The 21,815-nt window shown below is 38.6% G+C and carries 21 protein-coding genes; 1 reads left to right on the forward strand and 20 read right to left on the reverse strand.

Features of this window, described 5'->3' with window-relative positions; translation table 11 throughout:
• Positions 1 to 311: 311 nt before the first annotated feature.
• From SJW71_RS21380 to SJW71_RS21475, 20 genes are all read right to left on the reverse strand, one after another.
• The gene (locus SJW71_RS21380; protein WP_274795551.1) at positions 312 to 1,595 is read right to left on the reverse strand and encodes a methyl-accepting chemotaxis protein; all 1,284 of its coding nucleotides are present in this window, start codon (positions 1,593 to 1,595) and stop codon (positions 312 to 314) included.
• Between the two features lie 8 nt (positions 1,596 to 1,603).
• Positions 1,604 to 2,044, reverse strand: a complete 441-nt coding sequence (locus SJW71_RS21385; protein ID WP_322604788.1) for a low molecular weight protein arginine phosphatase — start codon at positions 2,042 to 2,044, stop codon at positions 1,604 to 1,606.
• Positions 2,045 to 2,066: 22 nt separating this feature from the next.
• Complete coding sequence (locus SJW71_RS21390) at positions 2,067 to 2,564, reverse strand: manganese efflux pump MntP (RefSeq protein ID WP_274795549.1); 498 nt, start codon at positions 2,562 to 2,564, stop codon at positions 2,067 to 2,069.
• 156 nt (positions 2,565 to 2,720) lie between these two features.
• Positions 2,721 to 3,758: an L-threonylcarbamoyladenylate synthase gene (locus tag SJW71_RS21395; protein ID WP_431811520.1), complete on the reverse strand. Its 1,038-nt coding sequence runs from the start codon at positions 3,756 to 3,758 to the stop codon at positions 2,721 to 2,723.
• A gap of 101 nt (positions 3,759 to 3,859) precedes the next feature.
• Positions 3,860 to 4,450 carry a stage II sporulation protein R gene (locus tag SJW71_RS21400; protein ID WP_274795547.1) on the reverse strand — a complete coding sequence of 197 codons (591 nt, stop codon included), beginning with the start codon at positions 4,448 to 4,450 and terminating at the stop codon, positions 3,860 to 3,862.
• Between the two features lie 44 nt (positions 4,451 to 4,494).
• Positions 4,495 to 5,355, reverse strand: a complete 861-nt coding sequence (gene prmC / locus SJW71_RS21405; protein WP_322611257.1) for a peptide chain release factor N(5)-glutamine methyltransferase — start codon at positions 5,353 to 5,355, stop codon at positions 4,495 to 4,497.
• A complete protein-coding gene (gene prfA / locus SJW71_RS21410) occupies positions 5,342 to 6,418 on the reverse strand; it encodes a peptide chain release factor 1 (protein WP_004269459.1) in 1,077 nt (358 codons plus the stop codon). The genes prmC and prfA overlap by 14 nt, the downstream gene beginning before the upstream one ends.
• Before the next feature lie 167 nt (positions 6,419 to 6,585).
• Positions 6,586 to 7,158 carry a thymidine kinase gene (locus tag SJW71_RS21415; RefSeq protein ID WP_274795545.1) on the reverse strand — a complete coding sequence of 191 codons (573 nt, stop codon included), beginning with the start codon at positions 7,156 to 7,158 and terminating at the stop codon, positions 6,586 to 6,588.
• A 115-nt stretch (positions 7,159 to 7,273) separates the two neighbouring features.
• Positions 7,274 to 7,477, reverse strand: a complete 204-nt coding sequence (gene rpmE / locus SJW71_RS21420) for a 50S ribosomal protein L31 (protein WP_004269457.1) — start codon at positions 7,475 to 7,477, stop codon at positions 7,274 to 7,276.
• 264 nt (positions 7,478 to 7,741) lie between these two features.
• Positions 7,742 to 8,776 (reverse strand): FecCD family ABC transporter permease, encoded by a 1,035-nt coding sequence (locus SJW71_RS21425; protein ID WP_431811521.1) that lies wholly within the window; start codon positions 8,774 to 8,776, stop codon positions 7,742 to 7,744.
• Entirely contained in the window at positions 8,773 to 9,825 is a 1,053-nt protein-coding gene (locus SJW71_RS21430) for a FecCD family ABC transporter permease (RefSeq protein ID WP_431811522.1), read from the reverse strand. The genes SJW71_RS21425 and SJW71_RS21430 overlap by 4 nt, the downstream gene beginning before the upstream one ends.
• Positions 9,826 to 9,844: 19 nt before the next feature.
• Complete coding sequence (locus SJW71_RS21435; RefSeq protein WP_274795541.1) at positions 9,845 to 10,639, reverse strand: ABC transporter ATP-binding protein; 795 nt, start codon at positions 10,637 to 10,639, stop codon at positions 9,845 to 9,847.
• A gap of 37 nt (positions 10,640 to 10,676) precedes the next feature.
• Positions 10,677 to 12,401, reverse strand: a complete 1,725-nt coding sequence (locus SJW71_RS21440; protein WP_407132757.1) for an ABC transporter ATP-binding protein — start codon at positions 12,399 to 12,401, stop codon at positions 10,677 to 10,679.
• Positions 12,402 to 12,486: 85 nt separating this feature from the next.
• Positions 12,487 to 14,391 carry a helix-turn-helix domain-containing protein gene (locus SJW71_RS21445; RefSeq protein ID WP_431811523.1) on the reverse strand — a complete coding sequence of 635 codons (1,905 nt, stop codon included), beginning with the start codon at positions 14,389 to 14,391 and terminating at the stop codon, positions 12,487 to 12,489.
• Positions 14,392 to 14,513: 122 nt separating this feature from the next.
• Positions 14,514 to 15,797 carry a transcription termination factor Rho gene (gene rho, locus SJW71_RS21450; protein WP_274795537.1) on the reverse strand — a complete coding sequence of 428 codons (1,284 nt, stop codon included), beginning with the start codon at positions 15,795 to 15,797 and terminating at the stop codon, positions 14,514 to 14,516.
• A gap of 228 nt (positions 15,798 to 16,025) precedes the next feature.
• Positions 16,026 to 16,982 (reverse strand): class II fructose-bisphosphatase, encoded by a 957-nt coding sequence (gene glpX, locus SJW71_RS21455; protein ID WP_274795536.1) that lies wholly within the window; start codon positions 16,980 to 16,982, stop codon positions 16,026 to 16,028.
• 95 nt (positions 16,983 to 17,077) lie between these two features.
• Complete coding sequence (locus SJW71_RS21460) at positions 17,078 to 18,364, reverse strand: UDP-N-acetylglucosamine 1-carboxyvinyltransferase (RefSeq protein ID WP_274795535.1); 1,287 nt, start codon at positions 18,362 to 18,364, stop codon at positions 17,078 to 17,080.
• 65 nt (positions 18,365 to 18,429) lie between these two features.
• Positions 18,430 to 19,080 carry a fructose-6-phosphate aldolase gene (gene fsa / locus SJW71_RS21465; protein ID WP_274795534.1) on the reverse strand — a complete coding sequence of 217 codons (651 nt, stop codon included), beginning with the start codon at positions 19,078 to 19,080 and terminating at the stop codon, positions 18,430 to 18,432.
• 149 nt (positions 19,081 to 19,229) lie between these two features.
• Entirely contained in the window at positions 19,230 to 20,084 is an 855-nt protein-coding gene (locus tag SJW71_RS21470; protein WP_274795533.1) for a class II fructose-bisphosphate aldolase, read from the reverse strand.
• A 665-nt stretch (positions 20,085 to 20,749) separates the two neighbouring features.
• Positions 20,750 to 21,109 (reverse strand): response regulator, encoded by a 360-nt coding sequence (locus tag SJW71_RS21475; protein ID WP_274795532.1) that lies wholly within the window; start codon positions 21,107 to 21,109, stop codon positions 20,750 to 20,752.
• A 155-nt stretch (positions 21,110 to 21,264) separates the two neighbouring features.
• Here SJW71_RS21475 and SJW71_RS21480 point away from each other — a divergent pair, with 155 nt between their 5' ends.
• Positions 21,265 to 21,795, forward strand: coding sequence for a DUF2529 family protein (locus tag SJW71_RS21480; protein ID WP_274795531.1), 531 nt, complete (start codon positions 21,265 to 21,267; stop codon positions 21,793 to 21,795).
• Positions 21,796 to 21,815: the final 20 nt, after the last annotated feature.

Consider the following 21,815-nt stretch of genomic DNA (forward strand, 5'->3'; position numbering starts at 1 on the left):
CTTTTCGAATAATAACATGATTTTTCTAGTATTTTTACGTTGATTTCCCACGAAAGACGAACGTTTATTGTATATTAACATAAAAATATTCACTTTTAAACCTATTTTTCTGTGGATAATGTGAATATCGTGTTAATAAGTTCGGATAACAGTCTTTTGTTGTAATATTCCATCTACTAAAGTTTTTTCAGCTTTTTACTTACAGTGGACATAAAGGCGACTTTTAGATAGAAGTTTACTACTGACAAAAGGGAAGAAAAAAAGACTATACATAATCCGATTTTCATCGCAATTATGTATAGCCCATAGGACTATGCTTGTCTATCAAATTGTTGAATCATTTTATGCAATGCTTCTGATTGCTTTTTTAAACTTTGCGCAAGATGTTCAACCTGTTCAATTGCATGGGCTTGCTCTTCAGCAGCACTTCGAACTTCTTGTGCTCCCGCTGATGTTTCTTCTGCTATGGCTGCGACTTCCTGTGATTGTCGTGCTGTCGTTTCAATATTATGCATTTGCTGTTCAATTAAAGTAGAAATCTCAACAATTGCTGTCGCCATTTCATGGACATTAGATGCCATTCCTTCTACTGCTGTCGTTGTTTCAGAAACACGATCAGCTTCCTTTGTTGCAAAAGCCACTTGTTCGTTCATTTGTTTAACAACTACTTCTACATTTTGCTGCATGGACTGGATTAAAGCTGTAATGCCTTGGACTGCTTTCGCACTTTCATCAGCTAAACCACGTACTTCTTCCGCTACTACCGCAAAGCCCTTTCCATGCTCTCCTGCACGTGCTGCTTCGATTGAGGCGTTTAATGCTAATAAATTTGTTTGTGCCGCAATGTCTCCGACTAAGCTAATAATGCGTTCTACTTGGCCAGCATTTTCTTCTAATGCATGAATGCTTTTTAATGCTTCATTATTACCCGTTGCAATTTGCTGGATACTATTTACTAGTGTTTCGATGGCTTTTGTTGTTGTCGTTAAATTATGTAGGATCTCTTTTGATTGCGATGCGGATGCCTCTGCTCTACTATTTACTTCAGTCGCAAGTGCTCGTACATCCTCAATTGCTTCAGCAGTATCTTGTACCGCTGTTGCAGATGCTTCTGCACCAGCAGAAATATGCTTCACTGTAGAGGCAATACCTTCTGCCTTTTTTGTCGCCACTCCTGCCTCATCAGAGAGTTGAATAATGGACTGATTTGTTTGTTGGAAGTTATGATCAATACTTTCCACCATTTGACGTAAATTTAACACCATTAGTTGGAAGGCCTCTGCTACTGATCGAATTTCATCATTTGTTCTAGGCATTTGCACATCCTGTCCAATTTTCCCTTCTGCCACAAGAGTTGCAGAATGCTCAAGCTGCTGTAAAGGTTTGATTAAAATCACACTAAAAATAGCAGCCAATATACCTGACCATATAATACCTAATGTGTAAGTAATCACTTGAAACAATTTTCCATTAGTTTCAGGGAAAAAAGTCGGTTGTAAAAACTCAATGAATATAAAACTGACACTGTAGGTAATTAATGCAAGAACACTAACAAACAACACTAATTTAAGTCGTAAACCAAATTGTTTTTTCATAGGGCCCCTCAATTCTTTTCTAGTTTTTTAATTAGTTGATCAATCAATTCCTTTAATTCTGCAAATGTTGCTTCATATATTGCTTTATTGCCCCCATAAGGATCTACTACATTTTCGAGACTACCTTCATTTGTATACTCTTTCAATGTATACACTTTATATTCGGATCCTGGATAATTAGAAATGACGGTGTCTTTATGAGCAGATGTCATTGTCAAAATCAAGTCAGCCCACTCTATTTCAGCAAATGATAATTGAGTTGCTAAATGTTGATGTGACATTTGGGCTTCATTTAGTACTTGTTGCGCATGTGCTGACATGTGTGCATTTGGCATTGCATAAATACCTGCTGATCGTACTTCTACATTGTCTACTTGTTTATGTTTTAAAATGACTTCTGCCATTGGACTGCGACAAGTATTGCCTGTACAAACAAATAATATTTTCACACTTATCACTCTCCAGTTTGATCTATTGTTGAATAGCTAGAATACCCATGATGATGAATATAATCCCAGCAACTATTTGAATTTTATTACCAAAAAAGACTTGGCTTCTACGTGCAATGACTAATGACCCATAAGCACAAATTAGAGCACTTAACCCTGCACTCATGATAAAAATTGTTTTTTCTAAGTTAAGCATACCAAAAGAAACACTAACTGAAAAGGTATCTAGGCTTGCAGTCACAGCTAAAAGTACTGGAGAAATCGTTACTTTTTCATCTCGATGAGAGAATAATAGTAAATGCATACCAATACAAAATAATAAAATACTTGAAATCCATTGTCCCCATTCTAAAAGAAAACGTACTAAATAACTCCCTAATTCAAATCCTAATAATGGAAAAAGCATATGCAATGCAGCCGTCCATAGTGATAAAAATAAGCGATACCTAACATTTGGCAGCAAAACATATAGACCAATCACATCAACAGACGTTAATATACCTGCAAGAATTCCCTGCAAGAACGCACTCCTTCGCTCCCTAATATTTTATCATTTTATGCTAGCAAATACATTATTATCATAATTGCCTCTTATAGAATTTCTTATATGAACAAAAAAAGGACAAAACACATGAAATTTTCAATGTCTTTTGTCGCTAACGTAATTGAATCATTGTTATTTAGATGAATACCATTTACCTCCAGAGGCTTTTTCCAGTCGATTCATAATGGCTGCTCCTACGCCTTCTGTTGAGGTTGTTGTTGCTAATATAATGGTAGCGGTTGTTTTATCACATGCTCTTAGTGCATTGTATAATGCGGCTCCCATTTCTTGTTTACTGCCCATTTCTCCAATAGAGAAGTAAAAATCAGCCTCACTATTTTCAAAATTAGCTGGTGCAAGTAGAGCTACGGCATGGCCTTCGTGCTGCAGTTGCTTAACCGCTTCCCTAACTTTCTCCAATTGGCAGTCTATTAAATAGACAGGAGCATTCGGTGCATAATGTGTATATTTCATTCCTGGTGCCTTAGGAGTTGTGTCTAACTTCTGCTCAACTTTGTTCGGTTGAATAACAGGACCAATCTTAGCCTCAAGCATTTCCTTTGTAATGCCACCTGGACGTAAAATGACTGGTGGCTCATGTGTAACATCTAGCACAGTAGATTCAAAACCTATGCCTGTAGAGCCTCCATCTAAAATATAAGGTATGTACCCTCCCAAATCATCTAAAACATGGACTGCTTCTGTAGGACTTGGTTTACCACTACGATTAGCACTTGGCGCTGCAAGAGGTTTTTTAAGTTGTTGTAATAAAGCAAGCGCTACTGGATGATCAGGCATTCGAATGCCGACTGTTGATAATCCAACTGTGACACTTTTAGCTAAGACGTTGGGCTTCGCTGGCATCACAAGCGTTAACGGTCCAGGCCAAAATAAATCCATGCATTGTTTAGCTACTTCTGAAATATGCTCGATATAAATCTCTACTTCTTCTTTTGTACCAACATGCACAATCAAAGGATTATCTGAAGGGCGTCCTTTCGCTTCAAATATTTTTTTAACTGCCAGATCATTTGTCGCAACTGCTCCTAGGCCATAAACCGTTTCTGTCGGAAATGCTACTACTTCTCCTGCATTTAAGATATCCACAGCTTGTGTATAATTAATCTGACTATTCACATTACTGTCCACAACCTTGCAAACAGTTTCCATGATTACAACCTACCTTCAATTATTGTTTTTTACTGAATTATCCACAAATTGTTTATAACTTATTAAAAAATGTGTATAAGTTATCTGAATTTGTGCACAATTCATTCAAAAAGTCCTTTAATCCATTCCCATATAAAGAATGTTACTTGCTCTTTTTCTTCGGACTCTTCCACTTTTACTTCTTCTTTTTCTGGCTCACAAATGGATGGGAAGATGCTGCACCACCAGTTATCCCCACGCGCATCACCAATCTTAACGACAATGGAATGATACACATTCTGTGGATATAGAACAGCACCTTGTCTTTTCGGTGGAAATAAGTTATCCCCAACTACAACTTGTGTATCCATCTGTGGATAATTTTCATTCAATTCTGTTTCGATTTGTTGTTTTAAAGAAAGAATTTGCTCATTCCCTGCAAATCCAGCAGTGGCAACTTGCATAAAGTAAGGCTTTAAATCTTCCGCAAGCTGCTCTTTCTCTCGCTGATCTTGTGTCGTATTACTGTTTGCAATAATGCGTATACGAAAATCCTTTTCTTGCTCATCATTCATAGCTTCCTTTGCAAAGCCTACTAATGATGGAATATATAAAATACATAGTTGCAAAGCAATCGCCACTACTACTAATCTAGCAAAAGCTAGAAAGATATTTTGTTTAGGTAATCTAATAATCTTGTATTCGTTTAACATAAAAATCCCTCCTTGCTCAACATTGTTGGCAAGTTCAAGAAACTTTATACATGAATCTCACAAAAAATCATTCGAGGTTTACCATTAATATCTTTTTCTATTGAAACTGTAGCCTGTGGAAAACTATCTTGAAAGAATTTAGCTACTTTTTCTCCTTGTGTATAACCGATTTCTAAACCTATTAATGCTGGGCTATTCATATAAAAGGGTAATTGTTCAGCTAATTTTCTATATAAAATAAGACCGTCTTCCTCCGCAAATAGCGCACTATGCGGCTCATGCTCAAGCACAACACTCGACATTTCCTGCGCTTCATCAAAGGCGATATACGGTGGATTGGATAAAACAATATCGAATTTCTCTCCTGCAAGCGGAGCGGTTAAATCGCCCAATCTGAAATCAATATCCGCCTCTAAGCGCTGGGCATTTTTTTGTGCGGTAGCTAATGCATCCTCTGATAAATCTGTGGCAATAATCGTTAACTCTGGACATTCTAGCTTCATTGAAATGGCAATGGCTCCACTGCCCGTACCGATATCGGCTAGCTTCAATGTTTGATGTTGAAAAAGTTTTGGCAAGCGATTGATTGTTCCGAGTACTAATTCCTCTGTTTCAGGGCGAGGAATTAGGACCGATTCATCAACTAAAAAGGAACGACCATAAAATTCCTCACTACCAACACAATATTGAACTGGACGCCCACTTACATGTTCTTCTAGAAGTGCTTTAAATGTCTCTTGCTGCTCCGCTGTTAATTCTTCCTGTAAATGTAACATGACCTCTGAATAACTAGTACCCAGTACATGTTGCATGACAATACGCGCTGCTGTTTGCTCACGACCGTTATCCACTAAAAAAGAAGAAGCCCACTCAAGGGCCTCCATCACATTTTTATAGGTCATCATTTAATCGCTCTAACTTCGATGCTTGCTCTTCTAAAATAAGTGCATCGATAATTTCGTCTAGTCTACCTTCAACGATTTGATCAAGCTTTTGAATCGTTAAACCGATACGGTGGTCTGTTACACGGTTTTGTGGATAATTGTATGTGCGGATTCGCTCAGAGCGGTCACCTGAGCCAACAGCAGATTTACGTGTAGCATCAATTTCCTTTTGCGCCTCTTGCATATACATATCTGCAACGCGGGCACGTAGAATTTTCATCGCTTTCTCACGGTTTTTAATTTGTGAACGTTCATCCTGCATTGAAACTACCACACCTGTTGGTAAATGGGTCATACGAACAGCAGACATCGTTGTATTTACGGATTGACCACCTGCACCTGAAGACGCAAATGTATCTACACGAATATCTTTTTCATGGATCTCAACATCTACTTCTTCAACTTCAGGTAAGCACGCTACTGTTGCTGTCGATGTATGAATACGACCTTGTGACTCTGTAGCAGGGACGCGTTGTACACGGTGGGCACCATTTTCAAATTTGAATTTTGAATAGGCTCCTTGTCCGTTTATCATAAAGATTACTTCTTTATAGCCGCCCATTGGGTTCGGTGTAGCTTCCATAATATCAATTTTCCAGCCTTGTGTTTCTGCATAGCGAGAATACATACGGAACAAATCACCCGCAAAGATATTAGCTTCGTCACCACCAGCTGCACCACGAATTTCCATAATAACGTTCTTATTATCATTCGGATCTTTTGGAATTAATAAAATACGTAAACGTTCTTCTAGCTCTTCCTGCTGTGCTTTTAATAGGTTAAATTCTTCCTTCACCATTTCATGCATATCAGGATCTTTTTCGCTATCTAACATTTCACGTGTATCCACTAACTGCTCTTTAACACTTTTATATTCACGATAAGTATCCACTGTTTCTTGGATATCTGATTGTTCTTTAGAATATTCACGTAATTTCTTACTGTCATTAACAATATCTGGATCGCTCAAAAGCTCTGTTAGCCTTTCATAGCGATCTTCCACTGCTTGTAATCGATCAAACATGGATTTCACCTCTATTTAGTTTTTTAAGAAGCTCCTTCTTTAAGGAGAAGCAGCTACAATCAAAATGACGCTTAGGCGTAATGGCTAATTTACATTTCTTATTTCCACTACTTAGTATAAGGAAATTTTCGCATGTATGCTACTTTTTCTTAGCGTGGTCACATGCTTTATAGTGATGGATGTGCGTGACATTTTCGGCAAACGGGATAATACGAGTCATTCCCACCGATTTGAATTTGATCCCCTGTGTAGACTGGCTTACCGCTTTCATCTACTCGTAAATTCATTGTCGCCTTTTTATGACAGAACCAGCAAATTGTTTTCATTTCCTCAATTTTATCTGCATATGTAAGCATGTATTGGCTACCTTCAAATAGCTCATTTTGAAAATCATTTTTTAATCCAAAGCCCATCACAGGGATGTCCAATTGATCCACAATATTAGCTAGTTGTAAAACATGGGCTTTTTTTAGAAATTGAACTTCATCTACAAGCACACAATATGGCTTGACGACATTATTTTTAACTAGTTCGAAAATGTTTGTATCCTCATATACAGGAATGGCCTGTTGTCGTAATCCTACTCGACTTGAAACAAAGCCAACCTCATCACGTGTATCTAAACCTGAAGTAAACATCATCACAGGCTTCTGCTGTTCTTCATAATTATGGGCAACTTTTAGAATTTCTATCGATTTCCCACTATTCATTGCACCATGTTTAAAATATAGCTGTGCCATTTTGTCTTCTCCCTTTCTTCATTTCAATCTGGATTTTGAAAAGACTTGCATCAACGTGTTTATTTTCTGAAAAAAATACCTGCCAAGCGCATGCTTGGCAGGTATTAAACTAACATTAGTTTTTAAGACCGTATTTTTTGTTGAAACGATCCACGCGACCATCAGCAGACGCGAATTTTTGACGGCCAGTATAGAATGGGTGACATTCGTTGCAGAACTCGACAACGATGTTTTCTTTTACTGAACCAGTTTTGAAAGTGTTCCCACAAGAGCAAGTTACTGTTGCTTCTTTGTAGTCTGGATGAATTCCTTGTTTCATATTCGTTTTCTCCTCTCGCCCTGAACCATCTGGAACAGAGTATTATCGAACTGTACCTTACATAGCCCGAATATGAGCGAAACATCAGCTATATATGTACACGTTACATACCTATGAAGTATAGCATAGTCGAATTATTCTTTTCAAGAAAAAAATATTAAAAACAACACTTCTGGTTATTCCTATTCTCGAGATTCTCGATAATCACAGTCTACTAACACTATTTTTCATCTCGTACTTTGAAGCAATATTGTGTAATCATATTTATTCCTTCAATCTTGCCAACAAATACAAGAAATACGGCGCACCTATAACAGCTACTACAATCCCAGTTGGAATTTCTGATGGTTCTAAAATAGAACGACCAACCGTATCCGCCATTAAAACTAGAAAGCCTCCTAACAGTGCTGCGGTTGGTAGTAAAAACTGATGCTTAGCTCCAACAAGCTGTCGAGCTAAATGTGGTGCGATCAGCCCTACGAAACCAATCCCTCCACTTACGGAAACACTAGCACCTGCTAAGCCAACAGCAGCTACTAACAACCAACGACGCTCTTTTTCTATGGATGCCCCAAGCCCCACAGTTGTTAATTCACCTAAATTCAAAACATTTAATACCGTTGCTTTTACAAAAACAAAAGGCAATAAAATAACTAGCCAAGGTAACAATGAAAACACAAATAGCCAATTTGAACCCCAAATGCTCCCTGCTAGCCATGTTGCTACAAATTGATAATTTTCTGGTGACAGACGTAATGTTAGTACAATCATAGCAGAGCTAATCCCTGCCGCTACTGCTACCCCAGTTAAAATTAAGCGCATCGGTGTAATACCTTCATGCCTTCTATAAGAAAGTGTATAAATGATAACCGCAGTTAAACCTGCCCCTATAAAAGCCAATACTGGTAGTAAATAAACAGGCGCTGCTTTTGTAATAGGAAAAAATGATACATAGAGCATGACAGCCAGGCCTGCACCAGCATTAATTCCTAGTATCCCTGGATCTGCTAAAGCATTTTTTGAAACACCTTGTAAAATAGCTCCTGAAATTGCTAAGCCCATCTCTACGAATACAGCAATGACGATTCTAGGTAGCCTGAACTCAAATAAAATTACTTGTTGTTGTGCATCTCCTTGTCCTAAAAGCGTCCACAAAATATCCAAAGGTGTTAGCTTAATGACACCAGTATTCATACTAATAATAAAGGTAATGAAGATTAAAACTATCAGTATCACCATAATGGAGATATTTTTTCTTTTTAACTTAATTTGACTTGGTGTTAAATAGCAATTACTCATAGTTCTTTTCCTCCCTTACGTGCTAAATACAGGAAAAAAGGTACACCGATAAAGGCAATAAGCGCGCCAACAGGTGTTTCGTATGGTGGGTTGAGCATACGTGCTATAAGATCAGCTAGTACTACAAGCAATGCCCCATATAGGATTGAGCAGGAAATAATCCAACGATAATCATGACCTACTATGTATCTTGTTAAATGAGGGATAATTAATCCTACAAAACCAACTGCCCCTAAAACAGAAACTGCGGCTCCTGCTAAAATTAAAACAATCATCATTCCCCATACTTTTACAGCAGCCGTACGTTGCCCAAGTCCAACAGCAATTTCTTCGCCTAAGCTCAGCACAGTAATCGAACGTGATAGAGTAAGTGCACCAATCATGGCGATAAGTATCCATGGAGATAAAATCTGTAGATGACTCCATTTTGTGCCCGAAACCCCACCCGCATACCAAAAAGCTAGATTTTGTCCAATGCGATAGTAAAGAGCAATCCCTTCCCCTAGTGCGCCAAGCAATGTACTGACAGCAGCTCCAGCTAGAACAAGTCGCATTGGTGTTAAGCCACCATTAGACAGTGAGCCAATTCCATAAACAATGAGAACGCCAAGACCTGCTCCTACAAAGGACCATAAAATTAAATACATATAAGGTAGACCAGGGAAAAAGGCAAAGCATATTGCTAGCATCAAGGCAGCTCCTGAATTTAAGCCTAGTAATCCCGAGTCTGCTAACGGGTTGCGTGTCATCCCTTGCATGATCGCCCCTGCTACTGCAAAGCTCGCGCCCACTAATGCAGCTCCAAGTACGCGAGGTAAGCGAATATCATGAATAACTTGATGTGTTGTTAATCCAGGGGAATATTGGGTAACTGCCGTCCAAATAGTACCCAATGAAATATCCGCAGCACCAAAGGAAATCGATAAAACGATGGTAAATATTAATCCAATTATTCCAACAATTAGGGCTACTGCTCCACGGATCGGATGAGATCGTTTCTGGAGCTTTTGTATTTCGTTGAGCTCCCCTACTTCTGTCGACGTAGTCATACTATTTCCTCCTCAAATTTTATACCTTCATGTCGTGCAGCTGATAAGATAAGCAAATTGGATTTTTACTAAATGGACAAACAGCCATTTCTGCGTCGATATTGAAAACGGTTTGTAAATTTTCTTTTGTCATCACTTCTTTTGGACTGCCATTCACGATTAAATTGCCCTCTCTCATGGCCATCAGAAAATGCGAGAAACGGGAAGCATGATTCAAATCGTGCAATACCATGATAATTGTTCGTCGTTCTTCTTTATTTAGCTTTTGAAGCAGCAATAAAATATCAAGCTGATGTGCTAAATCTAAATAAGTTGTTGGTTCATCTAGTACTAAAATATCTGTGCCTTGTGCCAATGCCATGGCAATCCATACTCTTTGGCGCTGACCACCTGACAATGCTTCAATGGGTCGATCACTATATTCTCTCAGCCCTGTAGCATCAATTGCCCAATGGATATATTCATAGTCTTCCTTGTGTAAATTCCTAAATCCTACTTGGTGTGGAAAACGACCGTATGATACTAACTCAAAAACCGTTAACCCTCCTGGTGCTGTTGCCGTTTGAGGTAAAATAGCCATCCTTTTCGCTACTTCTTTTGTCTTTAATTGGTGAATAGCTTTGCCATCTAAATAGATTGCTCCATTTTGTGTTCGAAGTACACGGGCTACAGCTTTTAATAAAGTAGATTTACCACAACCATTTGGACCAATAATTGTGGAGATTTGTTCTTTAGGAATCTTCACACTTAAATCATTGACGATGAGCGCTGAGGGATAACCTATCGCAACACGATCTATTTCTAGTACTGCCATTTTTAACTTCCTTTCTTTTTCGAGCGCACTATCACCCTTATATTTGTAAACCAAATTGAGCTGTATACAAGCCATAGTAAGCATTTTTTCGTTCCATTAATTGCTCATGTGTACCTTCTTCAACAATACCCTTTTTCGTGACAACTACAATTCTGTCTGCATCTTTAATCGTTGCTAAACGATGGGCAATTACTAATGTAGTACGTCCAATGGCTAGCTCATTTAACGCTTGCTGGATAGCTTGTTCAGTCTCTGTATCCAATGCTGATGTTGCTTCATCTAATATTAAAATTTCGGGGTTCTTCAAAAACATACGAGCGATCGATAATCTTTGCTTCTGCCCGCCTGATAGTTTCACACCACGCTCACCAATCAATGTATCCATTCCCTCAGGAAGAGTTTGGATGACATCGGTAAGCTGTGCTCGTTGTGCTGCATTCCAAATATCTTCTTCATTCGCATGTAAATTACCATAGGCAATGTTTTCACGAATAGTGCCATCAAATAAAAAGACATCCTGTTGGACAATCCCTATATGCGAACGCAACGATTGCAGTTTAAAATCACGGATATCAATGCCATCAATTTTAATAGAGCCTTCATTTACTTCATAAAACCGAGGTAATAAACTGCAAATTGTAGATTTCCCTGCACCCGAGGGTCCTACGAGTGCCACTGTTTCACCAGGGCGAACCCTTAAGTTCATTAGCTGTAAAGCACGATAATTATCTGTGTAGCCAAACGAGACATCCTTGAATATAATTTCTCCTTCAATTTCATTGATTGCTTTTGCCTCTGGACGATCTGCTATTTCAGGCTCTGTTTCAAGGAATTCAATATAGCGTCTAAATCCTGCCATGCCTTTTGGATAGCTTTCTATAAACATATTAATTTTGTTTATTGGCCCTAAAAGGATACCTGAAAGTAAAATAAATGCGATGAAATCACCGTTAGTTAAATGGCCATTTAATACAAAAAATGCTCCAACAAATAATGTAAATAATGATAAAACCTTCGTGAGAATGCCTGAAATGGCTTCATTCCAAGCCATAACTTTATAAGAAAACAACTTAGTCATACGGAATCTTTCATTATTTACTTTAAAACGTTGAATCTCATGCTCTTCGTTGGTAAAGGCTTGTACAACACGAATGCCACTGACATTATTTTCAACGCGAGCATTGAAATCTGCTATATCCCCAAACATCTGGCGGAATGCTTTAGACATTAATTTCCCAAAAATTATCGTCAAAATTAAGATGATAGGTACAAGTAAGAAAATGAGAATCGTAAAAGTTGGATCAATATAGAACATGACACCGAATGTCCCAATAATCGTCATTGCCGCAATAAAGATATCCTCTGGACCATGGTGAGCAAGCTCACCAATATCCATTAAATCGTTCGTTAAGCGAGAAACTAGATGTCCTGTTTTATTATTATCAAAATACCTAAAGGAAAGTTTTTGCACATGACTAAAGGATTCCTTTCTCATATCTGTTTCAATATTTATTCCCAGCATATGTCCCCAATACGATACGATAAAATGTAAAATGGAGTTGAAGATGTATAAGGCAAACAGCAATAAGCTTGCCATAATAATCCACTTCATTTCTCCATCAGGGAGAATATCATCAATTACTTTATTTAATACAATCGGAAATGCTAGCTCGATTAATGCCACTAAAATCGCACAACTAAAATCTAAAATAAATAAACCTTTGTAGGGCTTATAATAGGAAAAAAAACGCTGTAATAACATTGTTGCTGCCTCCTCTTGCGATATCATTCGCCCAATCTAATAAACGAGCTATCTGTTTTATACAGATAGCTCCCAGTTTTCACAATTATTGTTGCTGAGCCTTCGTAAAGTTAGCTATTTTGTCAGCCAGTTCCTCAGCTTGATGTAAGCCAGAAAGCGGATCAGAAGCAAAATAAAATTCAGATGGAAGCTCTAGTATTTGATTATTTTTTACAATGTTTAAATTTACCCATGTGGCCGGTAACTTCTTATCTTTGTAAAAGAAGTTAATCATGAAGTTATAGTCACCTACAAAGTCTCCTACTACCTCATAGGAAATCTCATAACGCCCACCACTCGCTTCCTTTGAATCATATAACTCTTGCACCTTTCCTTGAGGTTTCATTTCCAAGATTTGATAGAGTGCTCTACCGCCTGATACGCCTGAATTTCCAACAACTGATGCATTTTTTTGAAACATTTCAAAAATAGTAAATGTTGCTCCATCTGGAATCACATCATTAATTTTTTGCTTCGCTTTTGCTATACGATCTTCAAATTCTTTTGTAAATGTTTCAGCCTCGTCCTGTCTTCCTAAAAAATTACCCATCGCCTTAATTTCTTCAGTTGCTGATGGATGAGCATCTTCAGCGAATACAAGGGTTGGTGCAATTTTCTCGAACTTCTCTACATCTTCTGGATTCCATGTAATGATTAAATCTGGTTTTAACTCCAAAACCTTTTCTAATGACACCTTACCATCCGTACCAATATTGGTAATTTCCCCATTCTTGTAATGTTGCTTTAAAAAGGCAGCATAATCGAGGTTAGCCGTTACTCCTCCTACGGGTACAATATCTAACGCTAAAATTTGACCAAGATACCAATCTGTTACGATTCTCTCTGCTCTCATCGGAATTTCTACTTTGCGTCCACTATCATCCATCACAATTCTAGTCTCTGGAGTAAGTGGTGTCGGTGTTTGTTGCTCCTCTTTAGTTTGACTAGTATCTTCATTGCATGCTGCTAATAAAACTAGCAAGCTTAATAAAAAAGATATTTTGATATGCTGAATCATCTTTTGCCTCATGAATTCATTTTCTCCATTCTCAAATCGTTTTGCTTGCGCGAGCTGATTCTTATTGTATTGAAAACGATTCTCATTTGTAATGGCAATTTCGGACATAGAACTTGCATATTTCAGCCTAAAACTGCTTGGTGCCATATTTGTCGCCTTTTTAAATGCTCGACTAAAATAGTATTCATCTTCAAAACCTAGTGAAATAGCAATTTCTTTTATGCCATAATGATGGGTCAGCAAGTATTTTTTTGCTTGCTCTATTCTCATTTGCTGTAAATAAATTTGTGGTCCCACCCCAAAACGAGCTTTAAAAATACGTAAAAGATGACGCGTACTGATATGAAGCATATCTGCTAATGTTTGCACAGATAATGGTTGATGAAGATGTTGTTTAATATACAAGTGTGCTACTTCAGCTTTATCCACTTCATGTGGAGTGCCTTGTCCATCAGCCATTTCATGAAATATAAGATAAATAAACTCATACATCGAAGCTTTAACTGATAGATGCTCTTGAATAGAGCCAGAATTCCATTTACTATACATATCCTGAAGAATGTTGTGAATGATGATTGGGTTCGCAGGTACACAAGAAAAGCATGTTTGAAAAGGTTGGTATTGTATTTGTAAATGCTGTAAAAAAGCATCTCTGTACATGACACTGCCTTTATAACCTATAAGAAAGTAACTAACTCTATGCTGCGCAGTAATCTGAAGACATTGAGATTTTCCGATGTGAAAAATAGTGAAGCGTTGTACATGATAAGGCTGTTCATCAATAACAACCTGTGCATCGCCTGCTGTGACAATAAGAAATGTGCTAGAGGTTAATACTTTTGATATTCGGACTTCTGCTTTATTTATGTATTCGATATGCTTCACTTGAAGGAATGTATTTTGCCAAAGAAGCATGTAGGCATCATAGTTCATCTTCGTCTCCTTTCAACAGTTGTTATAGCTCCAGTATATTGATAATGATTATCAATATCAACAATCTTTTAAAATACAAAAAAATCACCATTGACGATTTCTTGTCAATGGTGATTGCTATTTTATAAAAGCCCCTTACCCTTTGTTGCTTTCTTCATATCTTCGTTAAGTTTTTCAAAAAATTCTTCATTCGATTTTGTTGTACGTATTTTTTTCAGGAAGCGCTCTGCAAAATCAGGCGCATCTGAAAACGTTTTACGAATAGCCCATAGCTTTTCAAGTTGCTCTGGCTCAAGAAGAAGCTCTTCTTTACGTGTACCTGAACGACGAATATCAAGCGCAGGGAAAATACGGCGCTCTGCAAGCTGACGATCAAGATGGAGCTCTAAATTACCTGTTCCCTTAAATTCTTCATAAATTACTTCGTCCATCCGTGAACCCGTATCGACTAAAGCTGTTGCTAAAATCGTTAAGCTACCGCCTTCTTCAATATTTCGAGCTGAACCAAAGAAACGTTTCGGTCTATGGAAAGCCGCCGGATCAATACCACCTGAAAGTGTACGTCCACTTGGTGGAATTACTAGGTTATAAGCGCGCGCTAAACGTGTAATTGAGTCCATTAGAATAATGACATCACGCTTATGCTCCACTAAACGTCGTGCACGTTCTAATACAATCTCTGCCACTTTTACATGGTTCTCTGGCACTTCATCGAAAGTTGAGCTGACAACATCTGCATTGACAGAACGTTCAATATCTGTAACTTCCTCAGGACGTTCATCAATCAGTAAGACAATTAACTCTGCTTCAGGATGATTGGTTGTAATGGCGTTCGCGATTTCTTTTAATAAAGATGTTTTCCCCGCCTTTGGTGGTGCAACGATTAAACCACGTTGGCCAAAGCCCACAGGTGCAACTAAATCCATGATACGTGTCGATAAATTACGTTGTGTTGTTTCTAGCTTAATTTGTCGATTCGGATATAAAGGTGTTAATGCAGGGAAATGAACACGTTCTTTCGCCACTTCAGGATCTTCGCCATTAACAGCATCTACTTGTAATAGGCCATAATAGCGCTCATTTTCCTTTGGTGGGCGCACCTTTCCTGACACCTTGTCCCCATTACGTAGATCAAAGCGACGTATTTGGGATGCAGAAATATAAATATCTTCTTTACTTGGAGAGTAGTTGATTGGTCGAAGGAAGCCAAAGCCCTCTTGCGAAACAATTTCTAGTACGCCTTCCATAAAGAAATAGCCCTCTTGCTCTGAACGCGTTTTCAAAATAGCAAATATTAATTCTTTTTTCGTTAGCTTGCTATAATATGAAATTTTATATTGGCGTGCAAGGGCGTAAAGCTCTTTTAACGTCATGTTTTCTAATTGAGCGATTGTCAATGCAGACATATGCACAACTCCAGTCTTTTTCAAAATATAATACATTATTGGGGTTTTCATTGAAGTTTTTACGATAGGCTCTGTTAACGCTTATATGGTGCCTTAGTTTAATAATAACTACTGGTACACTTTCTACCATAAAACGAAACTTCGCCTTACAAAATATTGGATGGTTAATTAAAGAAGAAGGTACCTAGCACAATAGATGTACTAGGTATATTTTAGAAGAAAATATCATTAATATCTAGGTTTTTTCTCAAGAGCGTGACGGCCTTCAACAAAACGAACCGTACCAGATTTAGCACGCATAACTACTGAATGCGTTAAGGCATAAGCACCTTTATATTGAACACCCTTTAAAAGCTCGCAATCTGTTACAGCAGTCGCTGCAAAAATAGCATCGTCACCTTTTACTAGGTCATCTAAATAAAGAACTTTTTCAACATCTACACCCATTTTTGTGCAGCGTTCTAATTGCTCCTCATCCTCTGGTACAAGTTTTGCTTGGAAATCTCCACCTAGGCATTTTAACGCGACAGCTGCAATAACTCCCTCTGGTGCGCCACCTGTTCCAAACATAATATCAATACCTGTTTCATCAAAAGCAGTATTAATCGCTGCACCAACATCGCCATCTTGAATAAATTTAATACGTGCACCCGCTTCACGAATTTCATCAACAATTGCTTGGTGACGTGGTCGATCTAAAAGAGTAGCGACAACATCAGAAATATCTTTATTTTTAGCTTTTGCAACTTGTAATAAGTTATAAGTGACAGAAGCATTGATATCTACTTTCCCAGCAGCTTCTGGTCCAACGGCAATTTTCTCCATGTACATGTCTGGAGCATTTAACAGATTCCCTTTATCTGCAATCGCAAGTACTGTCATTGCACCATTTGTACCTTTTGCCACAATATTTGTACCTTCTAGTGGATCCACTGCAATATCTACCTGTGGACCGCCATTTCGTAAACCAAGTTCTTCACCAATATAAAGCATTGGTGCTTCATCCATTTCACCTTCACCAATTACTACTGTAGCATGCATTGGAATTGTATCGAACATTTTGCGCATCGCTGTTGTTGCTGCATCATCTGCCTCAATTTTTAAACCGCGCCCCATCCATTTCCCGGATGCGATTGCTGCTGCTTCTGTTACTCGTACTACTTCCATCGATAAACTACGTTCCATTGTTGCTTTGCCTCCCGTTATTGGCATCTTATACGTGCCAAAACATTCAAATTACCTCTATTGTAACATAATTGGATGAAAACTTTTAGCTCTCATTATTCCTTTGTCTCAGCTACGCGTGCCATGATGGTTTCACGTCGAATATCAGCGCCTAAATCACGTAATTTCTCAATAAGTGAGCTATAGCCACGTTCAATATGATAGATATCATGAATTTCTGTTTCACCTTCCGCTAGGAGACCAGCTAATACTAAAGCTGCACCAGCGCGAAGATCTGTAGCTGTTACGGTTGAGCCATGCAATTTACTTGGCCCTTTAATAATAGCCGTGTTTCCTTCTACTCGAGCATCTGCATTCATACGTCGAAGTTCATCAATATGCTTAAATCGAGCTGTATAAATAGTATCTGTTACTTTTGAGGAACCGAATGCTTGTGACATTAACACAGCAAGTGGTTGCTGAATATCCGTCGGGAATCCTGGATATACCAAGGTTTTGACATCCACCGCTTGTAATGTTGAGAGGTCTGTTTTAGGCACATAAATGCTTTCTTCCCCGATTTCAATTTTCACACCCATTTCACGAAGCTTGGCAATAATAGCTTCTAAATGCAGTGGAATAACATTATCAATAGTAATACCGTCACCAACTGCTGCAGCCATAATTAAAAATGTAGAAGCTTCAATACGATCTGGAATAATCGTATGCTCGGTACCGTGTAATTCTTCCACACCTTCAATACGGATGACACTTGTACCTGCACCTTTAATATTAGCTCCCATATTCGTTAGAAGTGTCGCTACATCGATAATTTCAGGTTCCTTTGCAGCATTTTCAATGACAGTACGTCCCTTTGCAAGGACTGCGGCTAACATGATATTAATTGTAGCTCCAACACTGGCCACATCTAAATAAATTTTTGCCCCTATCAATTCATCTGCGCGTAAATATATCGCCCCATGTTCATTGGTAATTTTAGCTCCCAATGCCTCAAAGCCTTTTATATGTTGATCAATTGGACGTGGTCCTAAAAAGCAGCCTCCAGGTAATCCAATAACTGCTTTCTTAAAACGACCAAGCATAGCACCCATTAAATAATAGGAAGCGCGTAGCTTTTTAACGTTACCATTTGGTAACGGCAATGCAATCATATCGGTTGGATCGATCGTCATTTTACCATTCTCAAACGAAACTTCCCCGCCAATTTCCTCTAACAAAGCCTTTAATGTCCATGCATCTGAAATTTCGGGTATCCCTCCAATAGTCACTGGAGAGTTCGCCAAAATTGATGCAGGAATTAAGGCGACTGCACTATTTTTTGCACCACTAACTTTAATTGTACCTTGAAGACGATTTTCGCCAGTAATTTTATAAACATCCATTTTGCGTTCTCCCTCATGATTGGAAAGTAGTATTTTTTGCAATTCGCTCACACTGTATATTCTTATTATTCGCCTTTTCTCTTATTCCAATCCGCTAAAAATCCTTCAATTCCTTTTTCCGTTAATGGATGGTGGAAAAGTTGTTTTAATACTTTAAACGGAGTAGTTGAAATATGTGCGCCCGCTAATGCTGCAGCCGTAACGTGCTGTGGATGACGAACAGAGGCAGCAATAATTTGCGTATCGATATTATGAATTGTAAAAATATCAGCAATTGTTTCAATTAGTTCTACACCATTTTGACCAATGTCATCTAAACGGCCGATAAATGGTGATACGTATGTAGCACCTGCACGCGCAGCCATTAATGCTTGGTTTGCACTAAAGATTAATGTCACATTTGTTTTAATACCTTTGTTTGCAAAGTAACGACATGCCTCTAATCCTGCTGGTGTCATTGGTAGTTTCACTGTAATGTTTGGAGCAATCGCAGCTAATTCTAAACCTTCTTTAATCATTCCTTCTGCATCAAGCGCAATAACTTCCCCGCTCACAGAGCCATCAACTAGCTCAGCGATTTCACGTAGACGATCATGGAAAGAAACATTTTCTTCTTTAGCAACTAACGATGGGTTTGTTGTAACTCCTGATAAGATACCCCATGCATGTGCCTCTTTAATCTCTTCAAAATTTGCTGTATCAATGAAAAATTTCATTATATTTCCTCCTGATCATTTTTCTTATATTATTAGTTATTTTCCAAATTTTCATTATTTCAAAAACAAGAGAAGGTCGATTGAAAGCATCAACACTTCTCTTATTATGTGTATTTATCTATGCTTTTGTAACATATTAAATGCAAAAATTATGCTTTTTGTGCACTTCCAAATTCACGAATTTTACCAATAACCGTAGCTTTGATGGCTTCACGTGCTGGACCAAGGAATTTACGAGGATCGTAAACCACTTTGTCATTGTCAAGAATTTCACGGATTACTTTTGTTGCTTCAATTTGATTTTCAGTATTGACGTTGATTTTAGCTGTACCTAATGAAATGGAGCGTTGGATATCTTTTGTTGGGATACCTGTACCACCGTGTAATACAAGTGGTAGATCTGCCAGCTTAGAGATTTCTTCCATTTCTTTAAAGCCTAGGTTCGGCTCTCCTTTGTAAGGACCATGTACAGAGCCAAGTGCTGGTGCTAAGCAGTCGATATCAGTTAGCTCAACCATTTTGCGGCATTCTTCTGGATTAGCGTAAATAATACCACCGATTACGCCATCTTCATCCCCACCAACTGTTCCTAATTCTGCTTCAACAGAAACGCCTTTAGCATGTGCGTATTCTACTACTTCTGAAGTAATTTTAACATTTTCCTCAAATGGGTGATGTGATGCATCAATCATCACGGAAGTAAAGCCTGCATCAATTGCTTCTTTACATTTTGCAAAGCTAGAACCATGGTCAAGATGAATCGCTACAGGAACTGTCGTACCGTAAGATTCCATTAAACCTTTTACCATGTGAACAACAGCGACAAATCCGCCCATGTATTTACCTGCGCCTTCAGAAACACCAAGAATCACTGGAGATTTTTCTTCTTCTGCTGCTTGTAAAATTGCTTGTGTCCATTCAAGGTTGTTAATGTTGAATTGACCAACAGCATAACCCTCTGCTTTTGCTTTAATTAACATCTCTTTCATAGATACTAATGCCATACTAAAAATCCTCCTCATAGGACTATTCTTTCTACATAAATATGCTCCTCAATCATAGCAAAAATAATAGCCCCTGAAAAGCAGGGGCTATTATTTTCTACACGAAAGCGGAGTGCAGTGCAACGCAACGAAGCGACAGTGTCAGCCGCAGTGCAGTGAAACGAAACGGAGGCCAGCCCCTGAAAAGCAGGGGCTATTATTTTCTACACGAAAGCGGAGTGCAACGTAGCGACAGTGTCAGCCGCAGTGCAGTGAAACGAAACGGAGGCCAAGCCCCTGAAAAGCAGGGGCTATTATTTTCTACACGAAAGCGGAGTGCAGTGCAACGCAACGAAGCGACAGTGTCAGCCGCAGTGCAGTGAAACGAAACGGAGGCCAGCCCCTGAAAAGCAGGGGCTATTATTTTCTACACGAAAGCGGAGTGCAACGTAGCGACAGTGTCAGCCGCAGTGCAGTGAAACGAAACGGAGGCCAGCCCCTGAAAAGCAGGGGCTATTATTTTCTACACGAAAGCGGAGTGCAACGTAGCGACAGTGTCAGCCGCAGTGCAGTGAAACGAAACGGAGGCCAAGCCCCTGAAAAGCAGGGGCTATTATTTTCTACACGAAAGCGGAGTGCAACGCAACTAACATAAAAAAACAGGCCGTGTGTCCACTGCCTGCTTTTTACACCTGTAAAGCTTTATTTACCTCATCACGTACTTCAAAAATATCAAATGGTTTTGTAAAGTAACGAATTGCTCCTAATTCTAAAGCTTCTTTTACCACATCTAACTCGCCATAGGCTGTCATCATAAAGACAGGGAGCTTTGGAAACTTTTCTTTTAAACGCTTCAAAATTTCAATACCGTCCATACCAGGGATTTTCATATCCAATAAAACACAATCCATTTTTTGCTCATCTGCATACTTTAATGCCTCTGAACCATTAGCCGCTAAATATGTAATATAACCTTCCTTTTTCAGCACTTCATTTAAAAGTAAACGAATCCCCTGCTGATCATCGACAATAAGTAATCGTTTCACATCGCATTCCGCCCTTTTTTATTTTTAGTCTTACACAAATACTTTCGTTATTATGTATAATTCTCCTTTTTCAGCTTAATACCTTCTAGTATTATAAATTATCTGCTTTTGCTTTCTATCTTTTCCACCTCTATAATATTGATAGAGGTGGAAACATGTCAAAAATACTAACAACACAATTAAGTGGATTATTACAAAGAATAACCCAAAATGAAGAGGATGCCATCGAGGAGACAGCAAGGCTACTTGCACAAGCAGCCATTGGTGAGGGTCACGTATATTTCATCTGCTTTGGTGAAATGCAAGTTGTAGAGTTCAATGCACTCCAAGCAGTTGAACCATTTAACAAGCTAGCTCCATGGACTTCGGATACAAGCTTAACAGAAGCCGACCGCGTTTGTATTTTTACACGTAGTGCACAAGATCCGGAGGCACTCGCTTTAGCCCAAGAATTAAATAAACGTTTTATTCCTTTTGCTGCTGTAGCTAGTGAACTAGCCGATGCAGAAAATCCTCTTGCAGATTTGGCCTATACGTATATCTCTACACGTGTCAAAGGCGGGTTGTTACCAAATGATTTAGGACAACGAATTGTTGTTCCTCATGCAATGGCTGGCCTTTTTGTATACGAGGCAGTAAAAATTGCTTATGACGAAATGCTCGGCTTTGACGAGGAAGAACTGTAAGCTATTCAAAATAAAAGAGT

Origin of the sequence: Lysinibacillus sp. FW12, assembly GCF_050817245.1 — a bacterium.
Classification (GTDB): Bacteria; Bacillota; Bacilli; order Bacillales_A; family Planococcaceae; genus Lysinibacillus; species Lysinibacillus irui.